Source organism: Streptomyces sp. NPDC046197, assembly GCF_040646295.1.
In the GTDB taxonomy this organism is placed as follows: domain Bacteria; phylum Actinomycetota; class Actinomycetes; order Streptomycetales; family Streptomycetaceae; genus Streptomyces.
This window is the reverse complement of record NZ_JBEYZY010000054.1, coordinates 17,444-37,032: the sequence shown is the minus strand read 5'-3', so window position 1 is coordinate 37,032 and position 19,589 is coordinate 17,444. Positions and strand designations below refer to the sequence as shown.

Genomic DNA, 19,589 nt, shown 5'->3' with positions numbered 1-19,589 from the left:
TCGGCGCAGTCGGGCTCACTCTTTGGTACTAACAGGAACTCATGGAGGCAGTGGTCCCCGCAAGCAAGATCACGATCTACGGCTGGAGTACTAGGGCGAGGCCTTTGTCGTCGCCACCGGTCTTCCGGTGTCCCACCGTTCCAAATCGGCTGCCATGAGCTGGTACAGGTTCGCCGTCGAGTACGTGGATGCCCGCTGGTCTCAACTCGGCGGCAACAGCCGCAAGAACATCGCCAAGACGCTGACGGCGACCACGATCGCGCTGTTGCGGGCCAAGCCCACCCAGTTCGCACCTGCGTCCGTACGTACCGCTCTGCGTGAGTGGGCGTTCAACACAAACCGGCGACCGGACGCGCCCCGGGACGTGGTGGCCATCCTCAAGTGGGTCGAGCGGAACTCCCTGCCCGTCTCGGCCTGGGAGGACCCGGAGAAGGTCGACTAGATCCTGCAAGCCATCGACACCCGCCTCGACGGCAGGCAAGCGGCGGCCTGGTCCCGGAAGCGCAACCGCCGGATCCTCAACGTCGCCATGAAGTACGCGATCCGGCGGCGCATCCTGCGGGCCAACCCCCTGCCCAAGGGCAAGGATTCGACGGCGGCCACGAAGACCACGAACGCCGTGGACAAGCGGTCCTTGCTGAACCCCGAGCAAGGGGCGGCGATCCTCGAATGGATCCGGCGTCGGCCGCGCGGTGGCAAGCGGCTCCACGCCTTCTTCGCCACGCTGTACTACTGCGGCCCTCGGCCCGAGGAAGCCGTAGCCATGCGCGTGGAGGACGTGACGCTGCCCGAGCCCGACGCCGAAGACCAGTGGTGCGAGCTGCTGATCCACACGGCGACGCCGGAGATCGGGAAGCAGTGGACCGACACGGGGGAGATCCACGAACAACGCGACCTGAAGGGCCGTGCGGAGGGGGAGACACGGACCGTACCGGGGCATCCGGCCGTGACGCGTATCCTGCGGCAGCACATCGAGGACGAACAGCTCCAGCCGGGTGATCTGCTCTTCCAGGGTGAGTCCGGCGGCATCCTCGCCGGCTCTGTCATCCGCCGGGCCTGGCGCAGCGCACGTAAGGCCGTACTGCCTCCGCACGTCTACGACTCACCCACCGGTCGGCGCGTGTACGACAACCGGAACACGCGCCTGACGAAGTGGCTCAACGACGGCATCCCGCCTGCCCAGGTGGCGGAGTGGGCCGGGAACAGCGTCGCCGTGCTCCTGGCGACCTACGCCCGGTGTGTCGACGGGCAGCTGCCGGATCTCAAACGGCGGCTGGAAGCCGCGGGCGACCTCCCGGAGGCGGAGGTGCCGGGCGTTGGCTGATCTTCCACCGGTCGAGAACTTCGACACGTATTCGACACGGCCACCCGCGAAAACCCGGTGACAGCCGGACAGCCCCGGAGTCTGCCCTTGATCATTGAGAGGGCGTCCGGGGCTTCGTCGTGTCGGCCCGCACCCACCCTGACCAGCAAAAAGCCCTCCCACGGGGGAGGGCGGAGACGGGCGCCCCCGGCAGGACTCGAACCTGCGGCCAAGCGCTTAGAAGAGACACGCCTGCTTTCGACAACCTAGGCTCCTGACCTGCTCATTTGCTGAGAAAGGCTGGCCCAGAACGCCCTTCTTTGCCGCGTATTCACCGGAGGGGAGCATTCCGGCAGTGCCTCCGGGCACCTGAGCACCGCTTTAGGAGTTCGCTCGCAGCCCGGTGCGGCCTGCCGAAACGGGGCCTGCTGGTCGCTCATGGATCCGGCTGCAGCCACCGCCGTACGCCATGGTCCCCCTTCGTTGATGTCAGTTGGTGATGTCAGATCGGTAGACGATCTACGCGCTGACATCCAACTCTCGTGCAGGCTGCCGAACTCGCCTAACTCGTCGCGGGATGCGACTCGTTCGCCGGACCGGGGACGCCCAGCAGCCTCGCCGAGTGCAGTATGCCGTCCAGGGAGAGCAGCAGGCCCGTGCCGCCCTGCGACCGCAGCGTGCGGGGGCGCGGCAGTTCCTCGTCCAGGGCGCGGAAGACGGCCGCGACCCGGGCCGTGTCGCCCTCGGCCGCGGGCATGCGCCACAAGGCGAGCTGCATCAGCAGGGCCGCCCCGGAGCGCAGCCACCGGCAGTCCTGAAGGAAGAACAGCGTCAACGGGACGATGGACTCGGGGCGTTGTAGGGACAGCTGTGGGCCGTGGCGCAGCAGCAGCCGGAACACCGTCCGCGAGCAGAGGGCCATCGCGGCCTGCAGGAAGGGATCGTCCGGTGCGGCGAGCGCGGCATCGCGCAGGGTGGTCACCATGGAGCAGACCGCGCCGCCGACGGCTCGCGCCCGGTCGAGCTGGCAGAAGCAGACCGCGTCGAGGATGTCGTGCCGGCCGGCGCGCGACGTCGGCATGTGGGTTGTGAGGGAGCGGCAGTCGCAGGTGTCGCGCGGTGCGGTGAAGATGCCCGCGTCCAACGGGCGCCCCGCGTCGGCCGGGAACGGCGGGGCGGCGCTCTCCTCCGGGGCGTGCTGCCACTCGGGGGCGACCAGTTCGGCTGCGGCGAGCAAGGACTGCTCCTCCTCCCTGAGCATCTGCTCACGGGTGCGCCCGGTGAGCCCGCCCCACGCCGCGGCCGCACGGTCCAGCCGGCCGCGGCGTCTGGTGACATGTTGTGCGGCAGCCGATTCGGCCGCGGCGAAGGCCCGGTCGAGGGCGGCCTCCGTGGCCTCTTCGGGAGCAGGCCCGTCGGGAAGAGGGCTTTCCGGAAAGGCGCCTTCGGCAAGGGCGGCGATGTGGTTGACGTCGGGGTCGGCCGTATCTATCTCGGTGCGGAAGGCCCGGCGCAGCGCCTTCTCGTAGGTGGCATACGGTTCGTCGGCGCTCCCGCAGGAAGAGGGCCGCACCGCGCCGTCCAGGAACATGCCGAGGACCGCACGGTGCGCCGAACGCCCCTGCCCCGTCAGAGGGGCCAGCGCTTCCAGATAATTGACCAGATCCGCGGCGGGCTCGGAACTCGAGCCGTGTCCGCGGCCGAGCCCGTGCCGCGTGTTGCGTGGCAGGAGACCGGCGGTGCGCAGCCGTTCGAGCCGGGGGTAGGTCAGCGCGACACCGCGGTCGGCCACGGCGGCGAGAAGTGCCCGGTCCGTACTGCTCGGTGGGGTCCTCGGCATACGTGCCAGGTTAGAACCCCGCGAAGTGACAGGAGTTGGGCGTGTACCGACCGAGGACCGTGAAGGGCATGAGTGATGTGCATGTGATCAGAGCCCTTCTCGTCCTGGTCGCCCTGCTCCTCGGGGCCCTCGTCGGCACGGTCGCCGGATTCCTCGCCCGGCTCGGCGGCGCCCCGCCCACGGCAGCCGTCCGCCAGGCCGGCGTGGGTTTCGCCGCGACGGTGACCCTGGCCGTCGTCGTCGGCACCGCGCTGGGGTGCTTCTAGGGCTTGTCCGACGGATCAGGTCGGCGTGCCAGATTCCGCGTCCGCGACAAAATCCGCCGGACAGGCCCTAGCCGCCTACCGAACGCCACCGCTTTGTAAGGGCGGACGTGGTCGGCAGCAGAGTTCCCCAGGTCGCTCCGGCGGTAACCGCTGCCCAGGCGAGCGGCGCATCTCGACTGTGGCGAGTCGTCGTTGACCGTGGTTGACCGCACGATGTGGCACGGCTGTGGCACGTCCGGATAACGACTTCTGGCGAGCGGGGACCAGTGAACGTCAACTCAGTTCTCCGGGCTTGGGCATGGTGGTACCAGTGTCGCAGATCCAATCGGGTGACCTGCGGCTGTCGCTAGCTACGACTGTCGTTACTGAGATTCGCCGCGTGATGTCGCTCGCGCGGCACTCGGAGCTGCAGCGATGTCTTATCCGCGAGCGAAACGACTCGGAGATCAACATGTGTAAGCATGACCAGATGATCCTGCCAACCCGGCAGGATCATTCGGGGTCGATCACCGGGTGATCACTGGCTTGGCACCCTGCTCCGGCCGGGATCGTTCCGTCGCCTTTCTGTTCTTACCCCTCCGCAGAGGAGCGCCGATGCGCAGGATTGCCTGCATCGCCCTCGGACTGGCCCTGATCGTCGAGGCCATCCCGCTGTTTGTTCTGCTCGCCGGGACTGCTGTCATCGCTCTGGCCTTCCCCCGCGAGCCTGGTCGCCCCGGCACTACGTGGATCGGCTATGTCTCCTTGGCCCTCGCCTTGTTCTGGGTCGTGGCATGTGTGTGGGGCGCTGCAAGGGCATTCGCCCGTGCATACCGCCGACCCACCGCAACCTGGTCCAGGGACTTCCTTTTCCTCGCCCTCGGCCACCTCGCCGCCGCCGTCCCGACCGCAGCCGAAGGCCTCTCACTCGTGGCCTTCGCCGAACTCGCCTTCGTGCCCCTTCTCCTCCTGGCCGCCCGGCCCTCGCGCTCCCGCACCTCGACGTCTACATTTGATCTTCGAATCGAGCCCCTCGTGTCTGGGCCATCACCGCAGCCCGGGGAGCCGAAGCGAGCGACATCACGCGGCGAATCTCAGTAGTAGTAGTCACCGGTCGTCGCTGAGCAGCCTCGGACGGCCCAGAGACGGCCCGGCCCGCGCGACCGTGCACCCAAGGAGCAACTGTTCGGGGTCGCCCCAGGGCGGGGCAGTTGACGATTCGGAGCCTCAAATCTTGCTCTGCGAAGCGGCCATCAACGGTTCCGGCGACCAGCCCGAGGACATGCTGCTGAGCATGACGCCGAAGACCAAGCGCATCGCGCTCGCAGGCTGCCTCACCCTGTTGGTGGTGGGCTACGGCCTGCTCCTCTGGCACGGCCCATGGTGGATCGATGGTTCGCATCTACGCCGGAAGAATCTTGAACCAGCGGACGGCGTCGTCATTACAGGATTTCGCACGATGCTGGTCGCACTCGGAGCGGGTGCCGTTGCAGCCTGTGGCCTTTATTACACGCACAAGAATCACCGGCACACCGAAATGATGTTTGAGCATACGCGAGCGAAAGACAGGGAGCAGTCGGAAATAGCCCGGGAAGGTCAAGTCACAGAGAGATACGTGCAGGCTATTAAGCTCGTCGGTTCTGAAAGCCTGACGGAGCGACTTGGAGGAATCTACTCACTCGAACGCATCATGCGGGATAGCAAAAAGGATCACGCAACAGTCGTGGAGGTACTGGCAGCCTTCATTCGACAAAAAGCAGAGCCCACAGCGGAAAACATTTCCAGCAAGCCCGTGCCGCACCTCAGCGAGGACATCCAGGCTGCTATTTCGGTCCTCGGGCGCCGTCCGGATTACGACAAGGAATCGATTCTCAATCTAGATGTACGTCGAGTCTTTAACAATGGCATTCACGGCGTAATACTACAAAGAGTGGAGCTAGCCGGAGCACACTTGAACGGTGCACACCTCTCATATGCGAACCTGACGTTCGCCAATTTCACCGAGGCAGATCTGCGACGCGTTGAACTGTCGGGCGCAAAATGTGCCAACGCGAGGTTCAGAAAGGCTAATCTGCAAGGCTCGGACTTGAGTTCAGCCCGTCTAACTGACGCCGACTTCACAGGAGCCAACCTGACAGGGGCAAATCTTTCTGGTGCTAGCCTCAACAACGCTACGTTCCTAGGGGCTAATCTGACGGGAGCGGATCTGATGTGGGCCGATCTCACAGCCACAGACTTTACGCACGAGCGGATTACACACTGGGAACTCCCATCGGACGCCGCCGAAGACAAGAACCTCCCCGAAGCACAGGGGTTGACCGCGGAGCAACTTGCCGACGCATTTGTCTATCGCAGCACAAAACTTCCGGCGGATCTGGCTTCTGATCCGCGCATGCAGGAGGTAATTGAGAAATGCGAAGCGGATCGCGCGAAAACCCCCAAGTCTAAGTAATGCGGCGGATCTAGAAAAGACCGGTGAGGGAGGTATCGGGGTTCCTACAGGCAGGGCCGCAACGTTGCTGCCCAGCTCTTCAGTGCCACATCCGCGGCCGGCACCTCAGGGCCCGTGCCACGCGTACTCATCCGTTGTTAGATGACACTGCCGTCAGACACGCGGTGTGTGGGCCTGACATGCCGGTCTACTGATCACCGGTTCCGCTGACCAGCGAAGCTGAAGAATCACACGGCTCTGAACTGCACGCATGCCGTGGGCTTCTGTCGTTGTTGGTCGACGTTGTGCGGCCTCGCACGGCCCAGAGACGGCCCAGACGATGCGGACTCGCGGTCGGCGACGGGCTCGGCGTCGGCTGACGTTGGACGGCCCAGGGACCGCCCCCGCATTGAGCGCGCCGGTAGGGTTCGAGCACGGATTATCGAACACCAAGGGGATGTCGCTCATGAACGAAGACGAGATTGCAGCCGCCCTCGTTCATGGATGAAACTCGGCCGCACGGCCTTCGCGCGGGCCCCGATATCAGGCGGAAGCCATCTCTCTACTCGTCCCCGGCTGAACCGATTAGGAACATTTGTCCATTAAGACCAGCAGTCCAAGTACCCAGCTCGGTCCTCGGGGCCCAAACCGGTTGCTCGCCCATGCTCTTCGGTTCGTGAAACGTAGACGGAGCAACAAATGGTTTCGCTAATCCAACCGTGCGCGCTGGTTTGAACCCGTTCCTTTCGGCGCTGTTCGCTGAATATGTCGGCCTGTATCCTTCGAGATATGCAGCCAACTTAATGGCTTCTTGCATTGGGCCGTCAACTTGAGCAATCCGAATATAATCCCGCCATTCTCCCTTCTTGGCCTTAAGGTGATGTCCCTCTGCATCGATAATGGCCTCCAGCCATGCAGCCCTCTGCGTACTCGACATCGAGAGTACAAGTTTCTCCGGACCCTCGACCATGACGCCGCTTCGCTCAACGAGCGAGGTCACGTAAGAGCGGCGAAGTCTGAATGTATATGCGGGCAACGTGTTGCCTCCACGTTCCCGCATGCTGATCGCATGAGGTACATCCTTGAGTAGGCGTGAGATCTTTTCCACCATCAGGGGTTTCGACTGGTAAATGGCGCCGTCGTACATGCCAGCGTGTGCTGAAGTCGAGTCCTCGCGTCGGATTCCGTGGGCCTTCGCTCGGTGCACCGCTACACTATTCGCAAGTTGTACTACCGGTCCCCGGAAAGGCTTCCTGTTGCTTCCTGGAAGCCAGCCGCATTCGGGGCAAACCGTTGGCTTTGTCTTGGCGGGGGCGATGTGCCCGTCTCCCTGAAGCCACGCGATCACCTGTGCATCGATCTCTGTAATGTGCGGCAGGCCGTCCGTGGTGGCGGGCGCGGCAAGTCGCAGTCGATTTCCACTCCTAAAGCTGTCGACTCGGACAAATTCGCCGCGATATAGCTGGTCTGCCGCGTTAGGTGGCAGTCCATGGATCTTCGCTCTGTGAACTTGAACGCCTCTTTCTGGAAATTTGGCCCCTCGAGGCTTCCAGCCGCATTCAAAGCATACAGTTGATCCTGTAGTTTTCTTGTAGGTGGTTTCAGACCACCACTGAACTGCCGGAGTTACGTGGGCGTGCCAATACTTGTGACCTATGAGCCACAGTTCGGCGCTGAGGCCCTTGGTGATGCCCGTTACGGGGGTCCATCTTGACCTTCCGGCGATGGTGTCGTACCCGATGGTTTCATCTCCGACATTCACGTCTTCACAGCTAAGCCATCCCCTTCTTGTGAGAATCTGCGTATTGGCACTCACGCACCCTAAGTCGTGGGGGTGTATTGGTGACTTTCCACTCGAGGTCCTATCGATCACAGACGGATGGTACTAGCTGCGGATTCGGCCGGAGTCCGTCTTCTGCATTCCTCCTTCCTGGTGCGTGCCGGCGGTCATAGCCTGGCGGTTTGTCCCCTAGGTCGGTGGGGTCTCAATGACCGAGTCGAGCTCCGGGGCGCCGTCGTCAGTTGAGGACGGCGCCCCGTTCAGTCCTTGCGTCAGACTGCCCCTCGATGCGAACTACGGGCGGGGCGGTCGCTGAGGTCTGCTGGGCTGGTTAGCAGGGCCGATAGCGGCACAGACAGTCGGTGCCGGTTGGCGGGGTTGCTGTACTTCGCTGCTGTACGCCTAGGCCGCGCCGGAGGGCCTCTCATAACGAAGCCACGCAAAGGATGTTGTACGTTTACCAGGCACGGGGGCGTGAAGAGGGGGAACATGGCAGCGCTTGGCGTCTTGATCATGTTGCTGTACCTCGCCGCGGGCTGTTTCATCTGCTTCGCTGCGTGTCGGGCCCAGCGACACAGGGCATTCAAGATCATGGCCCGCGTCTTCCTGACCGCTGGTTCGGCCTGCGCGCTGATACTGGTCGGGGTCGGCGTCCTCGCACTGGTTTCGTATTCGTAGCTGTTCGCACCTCCGCTTCAGCCGGTGCCGCCTCGTACGTGAGGTCGGCGGAACGACTTTGGCCGGGAGCTGCTTTGGCGCGAGTGATCATGGCCCCGTAAGCTTCCGGCGCGTCGGGCAGTCTGTGGACCTGCCCGGTAAAGCACGACGTTGGGGCCATGATCTTCGAGGCTCGCGCCAAAGTGGCTGGCTAAAGTCGTGGAGCCGACCGCCCCAGCCACAGAGGGGTTCTCCCCTTCTCATGGCTGCGTCCGCCGTCCGGCCGGTGGCCTGGTGCGCGGATCAGCGGGCCGTACGAACGCCCGCGCATCTGGCCGCGTCGGCCCGCATGCCGCCGCCACCACGATCCGGCCTCTTTCGGTGACACAAAGCGTCTTTTACCTGCACTGTTGGGGATCACCGTTCGTCCCCGTGCCCGTGTTGGGTTTTGGCCGCTGCGTGCGGCGACGGGCGGGCGGCGACGTGCGCCGGTGGCGGAGACATGGAGGCGGCGCGGCGGCGACCGACCGGCGCCGCCGCGCTTGGCGCGGCCCTCGGTTTGATCCGACCTACTGGTGTAGGCAACCGGGTGGAAAGGGGTGCGCGGTGGCCCCGGAAGCGGGGCGTTGGGGTCTAGCTGCTGTTGCGTCTTTCCCTTCCTGAGGCCGGATCGTGGTGGCGGTGGTGTGCGGGCCGGGAGCGGCCGTTGGTGCGCTTGGGCGGAGTGTGCGGCGGTCGGGTTGGCGATGATCGAAGAGCGCCGTTGGCCGCCGGGCGGGCGAGCGAAGCGAGCCTTGATCAGGTAGGGAAAATCCCTCCCCTCCCGTTTCACCCCGTCGTGAGGCAGATCAGATCGGAAGTCGCCGCCGGCTCCTCCGCCCATTGAGAGGTCGGCTTCGCCGACGGGCTGTAACACCCGACGTCCCCGGGTGTTACAGCCCCTCGGCGACCGGACACCCCGGACAGCGGCTCTTTGGGCTGTCCGGCGCGTTTGCGCAGATGAGAGGCGTAACCGGACAGCCGGACAGCAAGGACACGCCACCAGCTCGGGTGCCCGTGGGAAGCTTGGACGCGACGGTGTCCGAAGGAGGAATGTGTGGCGAACCCCAGCCCTCGCGGGACGTATCAGGTGATCTCTCAGGCGTTGCGCGAGCGGATCGCTGCTGGGGCCTACCTGGATGGGTTGCCGTCCGAGGCCGAGATCGGGCGCGAGTTCGGGGTGGCCCGTACGACGGTTCGGCGTGCTCTGCTTGCCCTCGAAGAGTCGGGGGACATCAAGACGGTCGCTGGTGTTGGCCGCAGGGTCGCCGGGAGCTCCGGGACAGCACCGTACGAACAGATCATGGTGGACTTGTTGGAGCAGATCCGGAAGGGCGAGTTGCCTGCGGGTACGCGTCTTCCGAGCGAAGCGGACCTCGTCGAGAAGTACGGGGTATCTCGCGGCACGGTTCGCCGTGCGGTGCGTGAACTGGAGACCGCCGGCCATGTCGAGGCGCGACACGGGGTCGGCCGGTTCGTCAGCTCTTCTTCCTGAACTCCCGATTGCCTCGGAGGCAGTGGAAAATGCAACTGGCCAAGTGGGCCCATGACCTTGCCGAGTCGCTCTTGGCCGACAGCCTGCCGAAGCGCTGGGCCCACTCGCAGGGGGTCTACTCCCAGGCTCTGACCCTCGCTCCGACGCTGGGCGAGGACGCAGAGCTGTTGGCGGCCGCGGGCATTGCACACGACGTCGGGTATGCCCAGGCCGCCGTAGACACCGGACAGCACATGATCGATGGGGCCCGGTACTTGCGCGACGTCGTGGGGGCTGACCCGCGGCTGTGCAGCATCGTGGCCTTCCACACGTCTTCCTCATGGGAAGCATCTGAACTTGGCCTTGACGATGCGCTCAACGAGTTTGGGCCTGCTGAACCCGAGTTGGTAGACGCGATCACCTATTGCGACCTGACCAGTAGTCCCGTCGGGGATCTGGTGGACCCTGCGGAGCGGCTGTCAGAGGTCCTGGAGCGGTACGGTCCCGAGCATGTCGTCTTCCGGGCGGTATCTGCGGCCAGGCCCGAGCTCCTGGCAAGGGTGGCGCGGGTGCGGCAACGGCTTGCCAAGGCGGTCGCAGTGAAGCTCAACTGATCAGCGGGACTTCACTATTACGGAACCCCTGTTCAAGACGTCGACGGGTGGTCGGCGAGATGTCGAGGGAGTCCAGCTCGGCTCGGGGGACCCATCGCACTGCGAAGGACTCCGAGCTCACCTTGATCTCGCCACCTACCGGCCGGGCTCGGAAGCAGAGCGAGAACTCCTGGCGGACCTCTCCGTCCGCGAAGGCGATGATGTGTCCGGGGTCGGTGAAAATTCCCACGAGGCCGACCACTTCGACCCGAATCCCCGTCTCCTCTAGAACCTCGCGGACGACCGTACCGGCGATGTTCTCTCCGATCTCCTGGACACCCCCTGGCATGCCCCAACGGCCGTTATCCGAGCGTCGCTCGAGGAGCACGTCGCCTGCGTCGTTCACGACGAACGCGGTTACCGCCGGCACGATGCTGTTGGCCTTCGGCGCGGCGGGATCGTTGAAGTAGTCAGTGCGGCGACTCATGAGGACCTTTCGATGGGAACGGCTTCGGACCAGACTTTCTCGAAGCTCTGCTGGTACGTCGAGACCAGCTCGGCGCCGGCGACACGGCGGAGGTGGAGCACCGGGGCCATGGGGGCGCTCACTCCGTATACCTGCGTGTTGACCAGCCACTCGTCATCGGAGCGGTAGAGAGAGTTGTGGAGGGTTGACCTGTGCATCCGGAACTCGATGCCAGGGACCGAGTACAGGGGACGATAGAGCTTCATGACCTCTCGGACCTTGTACGCGACGCCCTCGCCGATCTCTTCTTCTTCCCCGCGCCGCTGGATCTCCGGGCTGTCGGGGTCGCCTAGCAAGATCCGGGCCCGCACGCCGTACGAAGCTTTCTGCCTCAGCAGCTGAGGCCACCGGGGGTTCTCGGCGAGGAACACGCCTGCGTGGACGAGTACGCCGATCTCCCGCTCTGCCCGGGCGAATAGCTGCAACCAAAGTTCCGGGGGGACGTAGGACCGGTGCGGGTACACCTTCAGGACCTCGGCGTCAGCTGCGTCCTGCCGCTGACCGTCGGGAAGGCCGTTCGGCCAGAGGTACGTCTCGTCTTCGTGCAGGAGTGCGGCGACGGTGAGGCGGTGGCGACGGTAGGGCGCACGCCCCTGCGTTATCCAGCGCTCAACAGTCTTCGGGTCCACCCCGACGTGGGCCGCCATGGCGTCGACCGTGATGCCATGCGTCAACATCGCCGATCGTAAGCGTTCGTTCGCCACCCCAACTCCCGGGGACGTCTAGGGACGTATATGACGCAGTGAACGCTAGCGAGGACGTCCCAAGTCGTCCAGGGACGTGGTCACTTCGTCCTGCCTCAGAGCGGCAACCTGATGTCACGTCGCAGGGCGACCCGAAAGCAGCGAAGGACTTGACAGCCGTAATCGGGCGCGCCACTGTGAGAGACACGTTCAAGCATGTATCGCATGGCTGGGGCGGCCCATGGCTGTCCTGACCTGCACGACCCTGCCCGGCGGCGGGACTCCCCAGCAAGGTCGCCCGCCGCCGCGGTTCTCCCTGCTCCTTCGACTCAGGAGAACGCCCATGCACACGTACGTCGGCCATCAACAGGCCGTCTCTGCTGAGGACTTCGTGGAGCTCGCCCTCGGCACCCCGGTTGAGCTGTGGCTCGGGGCTGAGGGCGAGACGGATGAAGAGCGCGCGGCCCGCCTGGACGCGGCGCGCGACATCCTCGCCGACCCCGAGTACAGCAGCCTGCCGGACGACGTGGCCCGCATCGCCGCCGAGGTGATCGAGGCGCACGCCCCGGAACTGTTCAACGTCGTCCCGCTGACGCGCCCGGCGAGGCGCCGGCGGCCGTCCCGGAAGGGAGCCGCGGCATGAGCGACAACACGAACTTCCAGGACCGGATGTTCCTGGAAGGCGAGGCCATCTATCAGCGGATCCTCGACGGCCAGGTCACCGACGTTGAAGCCGAACTCATGGACGCCCACCTCCGGGCTTCGGAGGAGGGCGAGACGGCATGACCATCGCGACTGAGGGCACCAACCGCCCGGAGGTGCCGCCGCTGACGAAGCCGGAGATGGGCCTTGCCGGATTAGGCGCGCTGACCGCGGCCGGTGTCGGCGCCCTGGGGCTGATCGCCTCGCTCGACGCGGTCTCCTCCGCCGCCGCCCGTTGGGACTTCGGCGAGCCTTGGATGCTGCCGGTCGGGATTGACGTGGCCATTCCGGTGTTCACTGTGGCCAACCTGCTGCTGATCCGGATGGACATGGCGTTGGCGTGGGTGCGGTTCGTGCCGTGGGCGCTGACGCTGGTCACGTGCGGGCTGAACGTCGCCGCCGGGCACTCGCTGTGGGCCAAGGTCGCGCACGGCACGATGCCGCTGCTGTGGGTGGTGTTCTCCGAGATCGGCGCCCATGTCTACGCCGTACGGATCGGTGCCGCCACCGGTCGGCGGATGGAGAAGGTGCGGTTCTCCCGCTGGATGCTCGCTCCCTTGTCGACGTTCGCTCTGTGGCGGCGGATGACGCTGTGGGAGATCACCTCCTACTCCGAGGCGCTGAAGCGGGAGCGTGAACGGCAGCTGGCCCGCGCCCGGCTGCGTGAGCGGCACGGCCGGCGGTGGCGGTCGAAGACCCCGCGCCCGGAACGCGTGCTGCTGAGGCTGGGCGAGCTGGCTCTGGCGAGCGAAGACGTCCCGCCCGTGCCGCCGCAGCAGACAGAGAAGCCGAAGCCGGAGGCACCCAAGGCGCCACGCAAGCGCCCTGCCGGCACCAAGAGCAAGACCAAGACGGCCAAGGCACCGCGGACCCCGGCCGAACTGCTCGCCGAGGCGCGCGAGGCCACGGCCGACTGGGCCGATGACGCGATCAACGCGGAAGCCCTCCGGACCACGCTGCACTGCTCGGCTGCCAACTCCCGCGTGCTGCGCGACCTGCTGCTCAGCGACCGGGCCGAAGGACGACGCCTGCACTCCGTCGACGGCGACGACGCCGAGACCGAGGGGGCTGCGGCATGAACACCGTGTTGACCATGCTGGCCGCAGCGGCGCCGGTCGCCTCCGGCTGGACAGCGCACACGCTGTGGCTACGGCGGCGCCTGAACGTCGCCCGCCGTGACCCGCTGACCGGGCTGCGGACGCGCGAGGCGTTCACCCGTCGCGCCACGGCTCTGCTTCGGGACCCGAGGGCGGTCGTGGTGCTGGCCGACGTCGACCGCTTCAAGCACATCAACGACACCTTCGGGCATGCGGCTGGAGACGCGCTGTTGAAGGCGACCGCGCACCGGCTCGCCCACCACGTCGGCCCCTCCGGGGTGACCGGGCGGCTTGGGGGCGACGAGTTCGCCGCCGTCCTGATCGACGACCACGGCACCGCCACCGACCTGCTCACCGTGCTGCATGGCATGCTCGCCCGGCCGGTCGACGGCCAGGACCCTGCCGTACACACCACCGTCTCGCTCGGCTGGGTGCGCGCCGCGGACTTCCCCGGCGACGACCTGTCCGGACTGCTTCGGCGGGCGGATGAGGCGATGTACGCGGCCAAGCAGGCCCGCGCCGGTACCCGCCGGGCGGGGCTGGGGTGGCTGTTCGCCACGGTCACCGGACGGCGCGCCGGCCGCTCCGGGGCCCGGACCGATGCCCCGGTCGTGGGGGTGGCGGCCTGATGTCCGCGTACGGCGAGTGCTTTGACCCGTCCGGCGCCAGGTTCGGGGTCCCCACGTTCCCGTGGCGGTTCGCCCCGGACGGCTACGCGACCCGCCGACAGCTCCGGGCGGCCGGGCTGCGGCCGGGCGGACAGCCGGTCGCCGCGCAGGTGATGCGCCGCCACCGTGGCCGCAAGGCCGGTGTACAGGTCGCCTACCTCTACCGCGTCGACTGCGCGAAGCCGGTCCGGCCGATGACCTCCCGCAAGTGGGGTGCACTCGCCCTGGCGATGCTCGCCCGCCGCACGTGCCCCAAGTGCCGGATCACCTACAGCTACTGCATCCCTACCTCGCTCGGGGTGTGCGTCCTCTGTGCCTACCCCGAGGAACAGCGCGCCGCCTGACCCGCTCAGTCCGGGGCCCGGTCTCAACCGACCAAAGCAGCGGCCGGGCCCCGTCATCCCTCCCGAGAGAAGGAAGCTTCAGTGAACCATCCCGACGACAACGAGCTGTTCAACCGGCTGGAAGCTGAGATGGCGGCTGCCTCCGGCGCCGAGGTCGTCGACCTCGGCAAGGCCCGGTTGGCGCGCGGCGAGTCGGCCGACTCAACTGCCCGACCCGACGCCGACCGGTCACCCGACCCAGGGCCCGACCAGACGGGGGGCGAGTCGGCCGACTCGGACGACGAGCGGCCGCGCTGGGCGGATGGCCCGCAGCCGAAGAACCCGGGCCTGATGGGCCAGGCGGAACAGGCCGCGCGGCGCACGGTGCTGCCGCCCTGGCTGTGCTCGTGGCCGGAGCTCACCGGTGCGGCCCGGTGGCTGGGCACCTACCTGGGGCACATCGTTGCCTTCCACGCGGTGCGCAGCCCGGTGTACGCCGGCCGCCTGGTGGCCCGCACGCCCCGCGGGATCGGGCGCACGCTGCGAGGCTGGCAGCGGTGGGCGTCGGATGCCGAGTCAGCGCCGCTGCGGCATGCCGAGGCGTTCAAGGAGCGCACCGAGGAATACCTGAAACTCTCCCGGCAGCGGGACCGCCGGGTGCGCTGGCGCGGCACGGTCAGCGCCGTGGCACTGCCCCTGCTGCTGACCGCCGCGCTGCTGCTCGCCTTCGCCGCGCCCTGGTGGCTGCAGACGGCCGCGGCAGCCCTGGCCATCGGGGTGTTCGGGGTGGTCGGCTCGCCCGCCGACGCGCCCCTCGTTCAGCACGCAGTGGTCAAGGCCGAGGCACCGAAGCTGACCGCGTCCATGGTGGTCACCGCGCTGGGCGCGCTCGGCAACGACAAGCTCAACGCCGCCATCAAGAACGGGACGGGTCTCCGCTTCACCTCCGAGATCCACCGCGACGGGCCCGGCTGGCGCGCGGATGTCGAGCTGCCGCACGGCGAGACGGCCGAGGACATCATGAACAAGCGCGAGGCGCTCGCCTCCGGGCTGCGCCGCAAATTGGGCTGCGTGTGGCCGATGCCCAACCCGGACGACCACGAGGGCACCCTGATCCTGTGGGTGGGCGACAAGCCGATGAACGAGGCCAAGCGCCCGGCCTGGCCGCTGGCCAAGGCCGGCGTGGTGGACCTGTTCAAGCCCGTGCCGTTCGGCAACAACCAGCAGATGCGCTGGGTGTCCGTGTCGCTGATGTTCGTCTCGATCGTGGTCGGCTCCATCCCCCGGATGGGCAAGACCTACCTGATGCGGCTCTTCCTGCTGATCGCCGCTCTGGACCCGCGCGCCTGGCTGTACATCTTCGACTTCAAGGGCGGCTCGGACTACCGGCCGCTGGAGAAGGTCTGTCACCGCTGGCGCTCCGGCGAGGACGACGAGGACGTCAAGTACTGCCTGGACAGCCTGCTGGAGATCAAGGACGAACTGACCCGCCGCGCCAAGGTGATCAAGTCGCTGCCGCTCTCTCGCTGCCCGGAATCGAAGGTCACCTCCGAACTGGCCTCGGACAAGCGGCTCGGTCTGCACCCCATCGTGGTGTCACTGGACGAGTGCCAGAAGGCCTTTGAACACAAGACGTACGGCGGTCAGATCACCGAGATCTGCGAGGACCTGGTCAGGCGCGGCCCGGCGTTCGGCATCATCGCCATGTTCGGCACCCAGCGCCCGGACAAGGACTCCATCCCCAAGGGCATCAGCGCCAACGCCGTGCTGCGGTTCGCGCTGAAGGTCACCGGCCAGATGGAGAACGACATGATCCTCGGTACCTCGATGTACAAGGCCGGATACAAGGCCACGATGTTCTCCTTCAAGCGGGACAAGGGCGTGGCGTGGATGGCGGGCGAGATGGACGAGCCCACCATCGTCTGCGGCACCGAGGTCGACGCCGTGGGCGCCGAGAAGATCAGCCTGCGCGCCCGCAAGCTGCGCGAGGACTACGGCAACGTCACCGGCTACGCCATCGGCGAGGACGCCATCGCCGACCCCACGGCTGGCATCGACGTGCTCGCCGACATCCTCGCCGTCACCCCGGCCGATGAGGCCAAGGTGTGGAACGAGACCACCGTCGACCGCCTCGCCGAACTGCGGCCCGAGGTCTACGGCACGTGGGCCGAGATGAAGAGCGACGACAAGACCGCACACCTGACGGCCGTGCTGAAGCCCTACGGCATCAAGACCGATCAGGTCGGCCGCCGCATCAACGGCAGCAAGCCCGTCAACAAGCGCGGCTTCACCCGCGCCCACATCGCCACCGCGATTGCGGATCGTGACCGCAAGGGTGACGCGAGCTGACCCTCCGGGGCCGCTAACGATAGCGGGCAACCCTGCTAACCGTTAGCGACCCCGATAGCAGCCCGCACCCCACTTGATCAGGTCGTTAGCTGTTAGCGGCCCACCAGCGAAAACCCCGGAAACATCGCCCCGGAGGCCCCTCATGACCCCCATAGCCCTTGCTATCGCCTGCCTGATGCTCGTCACTCTCGGTTACATCGCTCTGTGTGCGGGCAGCCCGTTCGGCACCTGCCGCAAGTGCAACGGCTTCGGCTTCGCCATGACCACCGACCGCAAGGGACGGCCCAAGCGCGGCAAGAACTGCCGCCGCTGCAAGGGCCACGGCAAGCGCATCCGCGCCGGCCGCTGGCTCTACAACCGCGCCACCCGCATCTACCGCGAAGGCACCCGCTGACACCCAACCACCCACTCCCGGAAGGAGATCCGCCCCATGGCCGTGACCATCTCTCTGCTCCTCATCTTCGGCGCCCTGCTCGCCCTGCTGCTGCGCTCCAAGTCGCTCGGCTTCGGCTCCGCCTTCGTGGCCGTGATGTTCGGCTTCTACCTCGCCTCCAGCGGCGCCGCCCCCACCGTCAACCAGCTCATGCGCGCCGTCGTCAACGCGCTGCCCAACCTGTGAAGGAGAGCCCCAGCCCATGACGCCGTCCATCACCCTCATGGCTGCCGGCGAAGTCCGCGCCGCGCTGGAAGCAGCCACCCGCGGGGACGCGCCCGCCACCGTCCACGCCCTGCTCAGCATCGACCCCGCCTCCTGGCAGGCCATCGAACACCGTCTGACCGTGCTCGGCACCACGCTGCCCGACCTGATCGCCACCCTGCGCGAACCGGAGACGACATGAGCCCCGATGCCATCGCTGCCGCCGTGCTGTTCGGGCCCGGCGCCATCATCGGCGCCGTCTGCCTGGCCGGGCACCGCGCCGCCCGGCGCCACGAAGACGCCGCGCTGGCCGCCTGCGCCTCCTACCGGCCGCCCGAGCCGAGCCCCGAGCCCCCGCCCAAGGGGCGCATCAAGGGCCCCGCCCAGCCCGGACCCGCCCGCCTTGCCAACGTCATCGACTTCCCCTCCCGCCGCAGGAAGCAGGAGGACGCCGCATGATCCGTCGACTGCTCGCCCGGCACCGCCTGGAGTTCTGCTTCCACGCCGCATGGGTTTCCCACCGCGTCGGCAAGCGCCCGCGCGGCCCCCGGCCGATCCTCGCCCTGCACCGGTTACCGGACCCCAACTGCTCCGTCTGCGGCGGCACGGGCGACGTACTGCACGGCTGGCCCGGCTGCGAAGAACCAGACGTGGACACCTGCGACTGCGCCCCGTTCCTCCCGCTCGCCTACGTGTGGCTGCCCAAGTGGCCGCGCTGGGCCCGCAAGCGGTGGATCTGCCCTGCATGCGGCACCCGCTCGCGCACCTGCGGCTGCCACAGCACCCAACCCCCCTTCTAACCCCAACAGGAGAGCCGTGTTCGAGATCCGCATCATCTGCGACCCGGACGACACCGACCGGGTCAGCGCGACCCTGTCCGCCGCCTTCACCACTGGACCCGTACGCCAGCACCCCACCCACGACGGCCAGCGCACCCGCCTGTACATCACCGCCGACCACCGCCCCGAGTCGGAGCAGTGGCCCACGCCGGACGAGGCATACGCGCTCGCCCCGAGCACCATCAGCGAGATCGGATGGACCGCCAGGACGGCGGCCGACAGGCCGTTCTACGACGGGATGAACCGGGAGTTCTGGCTCCGCAAGGCCGCGCTGCTAGACCGGATTGCGCTGAGCGATGAAGCGTGGAGCATCACCAGCGACGCGGCCGACCTCGCCACCCGAGCCGCGCAGCGGCTGATGGAACTGGACGGCACGGCCGTCATCTGCAATCCGCGCCACTACGTCCGCCAGCAGTACGCCGCTTGGGCCAAGAACCAGTAGCAACGCCGCGGCGGCGGGACTCCCCAGCAAGGTCGCCCGCCGCCACGGTTCTCCCTGCCCATCCGCAGACAGAACAGGAGAACCCCCAGCATGCCGCACCTGGACGGCTCTGCCCAGCTCACCGCAGCGCTCGACGCAGCGTCGCGTGACTGGCGTGTCTTCCCCCTGATCCCCGGTGACAAGCGCCCGGCCGTCTCCGACTGGGAGACCCGCGCCACCACCGACCCAGACCGCATCACCCGCGCATGGTCCGTCGCCGCCTTCAACGTCGGCATCGCCACCGGCCCCTCCGGCCTGGTCGTCATCGACCTGGACAAGCCCAAGCACCCCGGCGACACCCCGCCGGCCGCCTGGGCCGAGCACGGCGCCACCGACGGCGCCGACGTGCTCGCCGTGCTCTGCGAGCGCCACGGCCAGCCCTTCCCCGCCGACACCTACACGGTGCGCACGTGGAGCGGCGGCACCCACCTGTACTTCGCCGCCCCCGAGGGCGAAACCCTGCGCAACACCGCCGGGGACAGCGCCCGCGGGCTGGGCTGGAAGGTCGACACCCGCGCGTGGGGCGGACTCGTGGTCGGCGCGGGCAGCACCTTCGCCGGACATCCCTACGAGGTCACCCACCACGGCCCCGTGGCACCCCTGCCGGACTGGCTCGCCGAACTCCTGCGCCCGCCCCGCTGCCCCCGCAGACACCCGTCACGGTCGCCCTCACCGGCCGGGGACGGCACACCGCCTTCCTCCGCTCCGCGATCAACGGGGAAGTGCAGCGGGTCACCAACTCCGGCCCGCACGAGCACAACAACAGCCTCTACATCGCCGCCGTCGCCCTCGGACAGCTCGTCGCCGGAGGCGAGCTGAACGAAGCCGACGTCACCGGCTGGCTCCTCACGGCCGCGCTCCAAGCCGGCCAGGGCGAGCGCGAGGCACAGCGCACCATCACCTCCGGCCTGCGAGCGGGAGC

Annotated in this window: 23 protein-coding genes; 20 read left to right on the top strand and 3 right to left on the bottom strand. The window is 67.2% G+C overall.

Translation table 11 applies throughout. The features are described 5' to 3' along the window. The first annotated feature begins 154 nt into the window (after positions 1-154). On the top strand, positions 155-442 hold the full coding sequence (locus AB0A61_RS38275; RefSeq protein WP_361303408.1) for a hypothetical protein: 288 nt from the start codon (positions 155-157) through the stop codon (positions 440-442). Between the two features lie 87 nt (positions 443-529). Then, positions 530-1,324 (top strand): hypothetical protein, encoded by a 795-nt coding sequence (locus AB0A61_RS38270; protein WP_361303405.1) that lies wholly within the window; start codon positions 530-532, stop codon positions 1,322-1,324. 541 nt (positions 1,325-1,865) lie between these two features. Here AB0A61_RS38270 and AB0A61_RS38265 read toward each other — a convergent pair. Next, positions 1,866-3,143, bottom strand: coding sequence for a hypothetical protein (locus AB0A61_RS38265; protein ID WP_361303402.1), 1,278 nt, complete (start codon positions 3,141-3,143; stop codon positions 1,866-1,868). Between the two features lie 68 nt (positions 3,144-3,211). Between AB0A61_RS38265 and AB0A61_RS38260 the strand changes: the two genes are divergently transcribed. From AB0A61_RS38260 to AB0A61_RS38240, 5 genes are all read left to right on the top strand, one after another. Beyond that, positions 3,212-3,409, top strand: coding sequence for a hypothetical protein (locus AB0A61_RS38260; protein ID WP_361303399.1), 198 nt, complete (start codon positions 3,212-3,214; stop codon positions 3,407-3,409). A 594-nt stretch (positions 3,410-4,003) separates the two neighbouring features. Further along, positions 4,004-4,489 carry a hypothetical protein gene (locus tag AB0A61_RS38255; RefSeq protein WP_361303396.1) on the top strand — a complete coding sequence of 162 codons (486 nt, stop codon included), beginning with the start codon at positions 4,004-4,006 and terminating at the stop codon, positions 4,487-4,489. 133 nt (positions 4,490-4,622) lie between these two features. Next, positions 4,623-5,840 (top strand): pentapeptide repeat-containing protein, encoded by a 1,218-nt coding sequence (locus tag AB0A61_RS38250; protein ID WP_361303393.1) that lies wholly within the window; start codon positions 4,623-4,625, stop codon positions 5,838-5,840. A gap of 3,512 nt (positions 5,841-9,352) precedes the next feature. Next, positions 9,353-9,790 (top strand): GntR family transcriptional regulator, encoded by a 438-nt coding sequence (locus AB0A61_RS38245; protein ID WP_361303390.1) that lies wholly within the window; start codon positions 9,353-9,355, stop codon positions 9,788-9,790. Between the two features lie 29 nt (positions 9,791-9,819). Then, the gene (locus AB0A61_RS38240) at positions 9,820-10,383 is read left to right on the top strand and encodes an HD domain-containing protein (protein WP_361303387.1); all 564 of its coding nucleotides are present in this window, start codon (positions 9,820-9,822) and stop codon (positions 10,381-10,383) included. Here the strand turns inward: AB0A61_RS38240 and AB0A61_RS38235 are convergent. Then, complete coding sequence (locus AB0A61_RS38235) at positions 10,376-10,849, bottom strand: NUDIX domain-containing protein (RefSeq protein WP_361303384.1); 474 nt, start codon at positions 10,847-10,849, stop codon at positions 10,376-10,378. The genes AB0A61_RS38240 and AB0A61_RS38235 overlap by 8 nt on opposite strands. Next, complete coding sequence (locus AB0A61_RS38230; protein ID WP_361303381.1) at positions 10,846-11,592, bottom strand: helix-turn-helix transcriptional regulator; 747 nt, start codon at positions 11,590-11,592, stop codon at positions 10,846-10,848. The genes AB0A61_RS38235 and AB0A61_RS38230 overlap by 4 nt, the downstream gene beginning before the upstream one ends. Before the next feature lie 322 nt (positions 11,593-11,914). On the opposite strand from AB0A61_RS38230, the gene AB0A61_RS38225 reads away from it, so the two are divergent. The 13 genes from AB0A61_RS38225 (at position 11,915) to AB0A61_RS38165 (ending at position 19,486) form a co-directional block, all read left to right on the top strand. Then, the gene (locus tag AB0A61_RS38225) at positions 11,915-12,214 is read left to right on the top strand and encodes a hypothetical protein (protein ID WP_361303378.1); all 300 of its coding nucleotides are present in this window, start codon (positions 11,915-11,917) and stop codon (positions 12,212-12,214) included. After that, positions 12,211-12,357 carry a hypothetical protein gene (locus AB0A61_RS38220; RefSeq protein WP_361303375.1) on the top strand — a complete coding sequence of 49 codons (147 nt, stop codon included), beginning with the start codon at positions 12,211-12,213 and terminating at the stop codon, positions 12,355-12,357. The genes AB0A61_RS38225 and AB0A61_RS38220 overlap by 4 nt, the downstream gene beginning before the upstream one ends. Further along, entirely contained in the window at positions 12,354-13,352 is a 999-nt protein-coding gene (locus tag AB0A61_RS38215; protein ID WP_361303372.1) for a DUF2637 domain-containing protein, read from the top strand. Before AB0A61_RS38220 ends, AB0A61_RS38215 begins: the two co-directional genes overlap by 4 nt. Further along, positions 13,349-13,999, top strand: a complete 651-nt coding sequence (locus tag AB0A61_RS38210; RefSeq protein ID WP_361303369.1) for a GGDEF domain-containing protein — start codon at positions 13,349-13,351, stop codon at positions 13,997-13,999. The genes AB0A61_RS38215 and AB0A61_RS38210 overlap by 4 nt, the downstream gene beginning before the upstream one ends. After that, a complete protein-coding gene (locus tag AB0A61_RS38205; RefSeq protein WP_361303366.1) occupies positions 13,999-14,382 on the top strand; it encodes an RRQRL motif-containing zinc-binding protein in 384 nt (127 codons plus the stop codon). The genes AB0A61_RS38210 and AB0A61_RS38205 overlap by 1 nt, the downstream gene beginning before the upstream one ends. 81 nt (positions 14,383-14,463) lie before the next feature. After that, complete coding sequence (locus AB0A61_RS38200) at positions 14,464-16,710, top strand: cell division protein FtsK (protein WP_361303363.1); 2,247 nt, start codon at positions 14,464-14,466, stop codon at positions 16,708-16,710. 142 nt (positions 16,711-16,852) lie between these two features. Further along, positions 16,853-17,104, top strand: a complete 252-nt coding sequence (locus tag AB0A61_RS38195; RefSeq protein ID WP_361303360.1) for a hypothetical protein — start codon at positions 16,853-16,855, stop codon at positions 17,102-17,104. Positions 17,105-17,140: 36 nt separating this feature from the next. Further along, positions 17,141-17,329, top strand: coding sequence for a hypothetical protein (locus tag AB0A61_RS38190; RefSeq protein WP_361303357.1), 189 nt, complete (start codon positions 17,141-17,143; stop codon positions 17,327-17,329). 16 nt (positions 17,330-17,345) lie between these two features. Continuing rightward, entirely contained in the window at positions 17,346-17,549 is a 204-nt protein-coding gene (locus AB0A61_RS38185) for a hypothetical protein (protein ID WP_361303354.1), read from the top strand. After that, positions 17,546-17,806, top strand: coding sequence for a hypothetical protein (locus AB0A61_RS38180; RefSeq protein ID WP_361303351.1), 261 nt, complete (start codon positions 17,546-17,548; stop codon positions 17,804-17,806). Before AB0A61_RS38185 ends, AB0A61_RS38180 begins: the two co-directional genes overlap by 4 nt. Next, positions 17,803-18,147, top strand: coding sequence for a hypothetical protein (locus AB0A61_RS38175; RefSeq protein WP_361303348.1), 345 nt, complete (start codon positions 17,803-17,805; stop codon positions 18,145-18,147). The genes AB0A61_RS38180 and AB0A61_RS38175 overlap by 4 nt, the downstream gene beginning before the upstream one ends. Before the next feature lie 16 nt (positions 18,148-18,163). Next, positions 18,164-18,628: a hypothetical protein gene (locus tag AB0A61_RS38170; RefSeq protein ID WP_361303345.1), complete on the top strand. Its 465-nt coding sequence runs from the start codon at positions 18,164-18,166 to the stop codon at positions 18,626-18,628. Positions 18,629-18,718: 90 nt separating this feature from the next. Further along, positions 18,719-19,486, top strand: coding sequence for a bifunctional DNA primase/polymerase (locus AB0A61_RS38165; protein WP_361303342.1), 768 nt, complete (start codon positions 18,719-18,721; stop codon positions 19,484-19,486). Positions 19,487-19,589 lie beyond the last annotated feature (103 nt).